Annotated in this window: 2 protein-coding genes and 1 pseudogene; all 3 read right to left on the bottom strand. The window is 63.9% G+C overall.

Annotation, left to right across the window (positions count from 1 at the left end):
- Positions 1-33: 33 nt before the first annotated feature.
- Positions 34-3,012: pseudogene (locus AX692_RS09745) on the bottom strand (Tn3-like element ISMpo10 family transposase).
- 4 nt (positions 3,013-3,016) lie between these two features.
- Positions 3,017-3,601: a recombinase family protein gene (locus AX692_RS09740; protein ID WP_010339849.1), complete on the bottom strand. Its 585-nt coding sequence runs from the start codon at positions 3,599-3,601 to the stop codon at positions 3,017-3,019.
- 133 nt (positions 3,602-3,734) lie between these two features.
- Positions 3,735-4,211: a YkgB family protein gene (locus AX692_RS09735; RefSeq protein WP_010339850.1), complete on the bottom strand. Its 477-nt coding sequence runs from the start codon at positions 4,209-4,211 to the stop codon at positions 3,735-3,737.
- Positions 4,212-4,435 lie beyond the last annotated feature (224 nt).

Below are 4,435 nucleotides of genomic sequence, written 5' to 3'. Positions count from 1 at the left end.
GGGGTCGGTACACAGAACGGACCCAGATATACGCTAAGGTTTTGCCGTGCCTTCGACGGCGCGCATCTGGCGAAGCGGTCTGAGCGCGGTGGATGGCGCATCGGGATCGGTCCAGAGGTAATCGCCGGTGAGATTGATATGCTGCCAACCGAGCGGTGATAGGTGTTGCAGCAGGTCCGGCGGGACCGGCCGGCCGAGGTTGGCGAGATGCATCCGGGCGGCTTGCAGGTAGGTCGTGTTCCACAGGACGATGGCACCGGCGACGAGGTTCAGCGCGCTCGCCCGATGGCTTTGGGCTTGCAGCGCATGATCGCGGATACGGCCGATGCGATGGAAGAAGATGGCGCGTTTCAGGGCATTTTCCGCTTCTCCCTTGTTGAGTTCGCGGGTGGCGCGGCGACGCTGTTCGGGCTGCTCGATCCAGTCGAGCGTGAACAGGGTACGCTCGACGCGACCGATCTCGCGCAACGCCAGTGCCAGGCCGTTGGCGCGTGGATAGGAGCCGAGCCGTTCCAGCATGATCGAGGCGCTGACGACGCCTGTGCGGATCGAGGTTCCCAGTCGCAGCACGTCGTCCCAGTGTGCCTCGATCAGACCTTCGTCGATGCGGCCCGCGACCAGCGGCGCAATATCGGGGCCGGGTTCGATGCCGTTAAACAGGTGCAAACGGCGTGCGGCGATATTCGGGATACGCGGCGCGAACCGGAACCCAAGCAGATGACATAGCGCGAACACATGGTCGGAGACGCCCCCGCCATCGACGTGATGCTCTTCGATGTGCAGATCGGCGCCGTGGTGGAGCAGCCCGTCGAGCACCTGTGCCGCCTCGCTCGCCGAAGCGGAGATAACTGTGGAATGGAACGGCGCGTAGCGATCCGAGACGTGGCTGTAAAAGGAGACAGCCGGCTCTGTCCCCTTGTGCGGATTGACTGCGCCGGTTGCCTGGGCGCGGCGGTCGAGCGGAAAGTTCTGACCGTCTGAGCTGGACGAGGTGCCGGACCCGAACAGCGCGGCCAGCGGCGCGGTGTGTTGGGCGTCGACAAGCCGGGCGAGCGCGCGACCGTAGGTTTCCTCGCGCAGATGCCACGAGGCGAGCCAACCGAGTTGGCGCTGGGTCACGAGATTGCAGGCTTCCGCCATGCGCGTATGGCCCAGATTGGTGGCATCGGCGAGCACCGCCGTGAGGATCGCACGTGGTTCATCCGCGGCACGGCCACTTTGCAGATGCGTGAAGCACTGGCTGAACCCGGTCCATCGATCGACTTCGGCAAGAAGGTCGGTGATGCGGATCGCGGGCAGATGCGCATAGAGCGGCGCAAGGGCGGTATCGGATTCCTCGGGAGTAATCGCCTTCAAGGGCGAAATCCGCAGCCTGCCCAAGCTGAGCTGCACGTCTTCCAGCGCGTCCGTCTCCGCCTTTCGCTCGACCTCGGCCAATCGACGGGCGAGGCGGGCGCGTCGTTCGGCCAGCCAGATATCGGCCGTATCCGGTGCCGGTATCGGCAAGGGGCCGGCCGCGCGCATGTTGGCGAATACGGGGGCAGGAATGAGTTGCTGCTCGACAGCACGATAGCGTCGGCTTCCCTCGACCCACATGTCGCCGGCGCGAAGCCGGTCGCGAAGCTCGACCAGCACGCACAATTCATAGATCCTGCGATCGGGAATGCCGGTGCCGATCGCCCGACGCCAAGCTTGCCGGATGAAGCCGACTGGCGTGCCTGCAGGCAATTTGCGCAGATGACCAAAATGAAGGTCGCGCATGATCGCGACCGCTCGCGCGAGCGCATGGCAGGCTGGCACCGCCCCGAATGTGAACGAGGCGATGAACGAGGGACCGACCTGTCGGAGGACGGGGTAATTGGTCGCGGCGACCGCGACGGGATCGACCGAATCGGGGCGGATCAGCTTGCGGGCTTCATCGACCTCGCGGCCGAGATCATTCCATCCGATCGCTGCCTCGACCGCAGCGCCGATATCGCCACCTGATATCTTGGCGGCGAGCAAGGCAGCGCCGAGTTGGGCAAGCAGCCGGATTTTGCCGTTGATGGTGCGCCGGTTGCGCTTGAGTGTCGTGTCCGCGCTGTTCTGTTCGCGCCGGAACATCTGCCCAAGCAGGCGATCGAACATCAGCACCGCATCGTCGGTGAGGGTAACGATGGTTTCGAGGATGGTCGCCACCAATGTGGCGCGACGCCGCGTCGCTTACAGCGTCCGAACATGTTGCGCGGTCAGCCGCACGCCTTCCTGGCACAGGCGTCGGAGGCGCTCGGGATGGACGCCTACGGCGATATCCGGATCGATCCCGATGGCCCGAAGCAGTGTCAGTCGCTCGATGATGGCGGCGAATGTCTTTCGGCCGGGCTTGCCGGGTGACTGCCGCACCCAGGCCAGATCGCTCAAGTTCGTGCCTGTGTGGGGCAGGAGAAGCGCATCGAGCAGCCGGCGCTGTCGAGCATCGAGTCCTCGGGTCAGATGCTCGGCGACATGGCGTTCGGCATCGAGCAACGCCTGTGCGACCATCCGCTCGACCGAACTGATGCCCGGCACAATGATGCGCCGTCGCCGGCACTCATCCAGCATCACGCGCGCCAGCCTAGCCCCGCTGGTCGTCGTCAGCGCGATCGGCAGGAGCCATTCCTGCAACGTCGTTCGCAGCGGCCGACTGAGCGGCATGAAGCCGAATGCATCGCGCAGTGCATCGAGCTGTTCGTACCGGGTCGGGCCGCGCGTCGCGTAGTCGGCCAGCACCTCGGGTCCGACCTGCAATTGCTCTGCGACGAACGCGAGCGGCGTATCAGGGATCAGTTCACCGGGTCGCAGGAAACGGCCAGGATAGCGCAGCGCGCAAAGCTGGATCGCGAAACCCAGCCGGTTATGCGGTCGCCTCCGGCGGACGATGATGGCCAAGTCGTCCCGGCTCAATGTCCAGTGCTGGACGAGCAGGGTTTCGTCGTCGGGAAGCGCGAGCAACGCCGCGCGTTGCTCGTCCGACAGGACGGCGCGACGCGGCATCGGCTTAGACCTTGGCCGGTGCGGTCCAGCCGATCCGGGCAAGCGTGCCGAGAAGGGTCGAACGCGGCACCTTGAAGGTCCGGCAGACGGACGCCTTGCTGGCCCCGCCATCCAGCGCGGCGGTGATCCGCTCGAGCGTTTCGGCGTCGATCATCGGCGGGCGGCCACCTTGGCGTCCCCGGCGTTTGGCAGCAGCCAGTCCCGCCATCACCCGTTCGCGCGTGAGCGCACGCTCATATTGTGCCAATGCACCGAACAGCGAGAACAGCAATTCGCCGTGCGGCGTGGTCGTATCCATCTGCTCGGTCAGCGACCGGAACGCGATGCCGCGCGCCTTCAGATCGGTGACGATCGTCAGCAGGTGCGGCAGCGAGCGTCCGAGCCGGTCGAGCTTCCACACGATCAGTGTGTCGCCCGCGTTCAGATAGTCGAGGCAGGCTTTCAGGCCTGGTCGGTCGTCGCGCGCGCCGGATGCCTTGTCGGTATGGAGATGCCGATGATCGACCCCGGTTGCGACGAGCGCGTCCCGCTGGAGATCGACCGTTTGGCGGTCATCGGTCGTTGACACCCGCATATATCCGACCAGCATGTACGACAAACCCTCGAAAGCATGTTTTCGAACACCCTATCAAAGCGACAGGGTTTGTCGATCGTTATGGGCTGAGGCGGGTATGGTTCGGCAAAAGCGCAGGTCCGGAGCGTCGCCTATCACCTGTTTGCCGTCACGCGTCTGCTGTCCGTATGGACGCAAGTAGAAGGCACGCTGATGCCGCAAGAAGCACCAGGTCCTTCAACAGGAACTGTCCGGTTCCGGCCGAAATCGCCGGGAACCCGCCAGCGGTCGGCTCGGCGACGCCAGGCGTGCTCAGGAAAAACGTCAGTGTCACGGCATAAGTCAGGCATGACATCGCCGCGCCGAGAGCGGAGGCCGTCTTGTTGAAAGCACCGATAATCAGCGCAGCGGCCGTCGCGAGCTCGACGGTGCCTATAAAATAGCTTCCACCCTGCACCCCAAAAACGGCCGGAATCCAGCTCATGATCGGACTGTTCTTCATCAATGGCGCGATGCCCATCGCTTCATAGCTCGTGAATTTCATGCAACCGAACCAGAGAAAGATGACCACCAGCGCCCAGCGCAGCAACGCGAGAGACCCGCGAGAGCCGGTCGTCTTTTCAGCTATGTGTAATGTCGAAAACATGGTGCCTCGCTTTCATCATGGCGCATGACCTGCCTTCATGCTTAGACAGGCGTGATATATGCGCTGCGCATACACTATACGCCGTCAATGAATGAGGCAACCCTTTGAACGTACTCTCGGACCGGCTCGTCAATCTGTTCGGCGCCCTCGCAGTGGGCATCACCGATCGAATTAAGAAGGCGGCATTCGACCCGACGATACCCGGCGGTGGCGAAACCACCGCG

Origin of the sequence: Erythrobacter donghaensis, from assembly GCF_001557325.1 — a bacterium.
Classification (GTDB): domain Bacteria; phylum Pseudomonadota; class Alphaproteobacteria; order Sphingomonadales; family Sphingomonadaceae; genus Erythrobacter; species Erythrobacter donghaensis_B.
This window is presented reverse-complemented; position numbering and strand designations above follow the sequence as displayed.

Excerpts from the sequence above, each read along its gene's own strand:
- AX692_RS09740 (WP_010339849.1), bottom strand. The coding sequence starts at position 3,601 with ATGCTGGTCGGATATATGCGGGTGTCAACGACCGATGACCGCCAAACG.
- AX692_RS09735 (WP_010339850.1), bottom strand. The coding sequence starts at position 4,211 with ATGTTTTCGACATTACACATAGCTGAAAAGACGACCGGCTCTCGCGGG.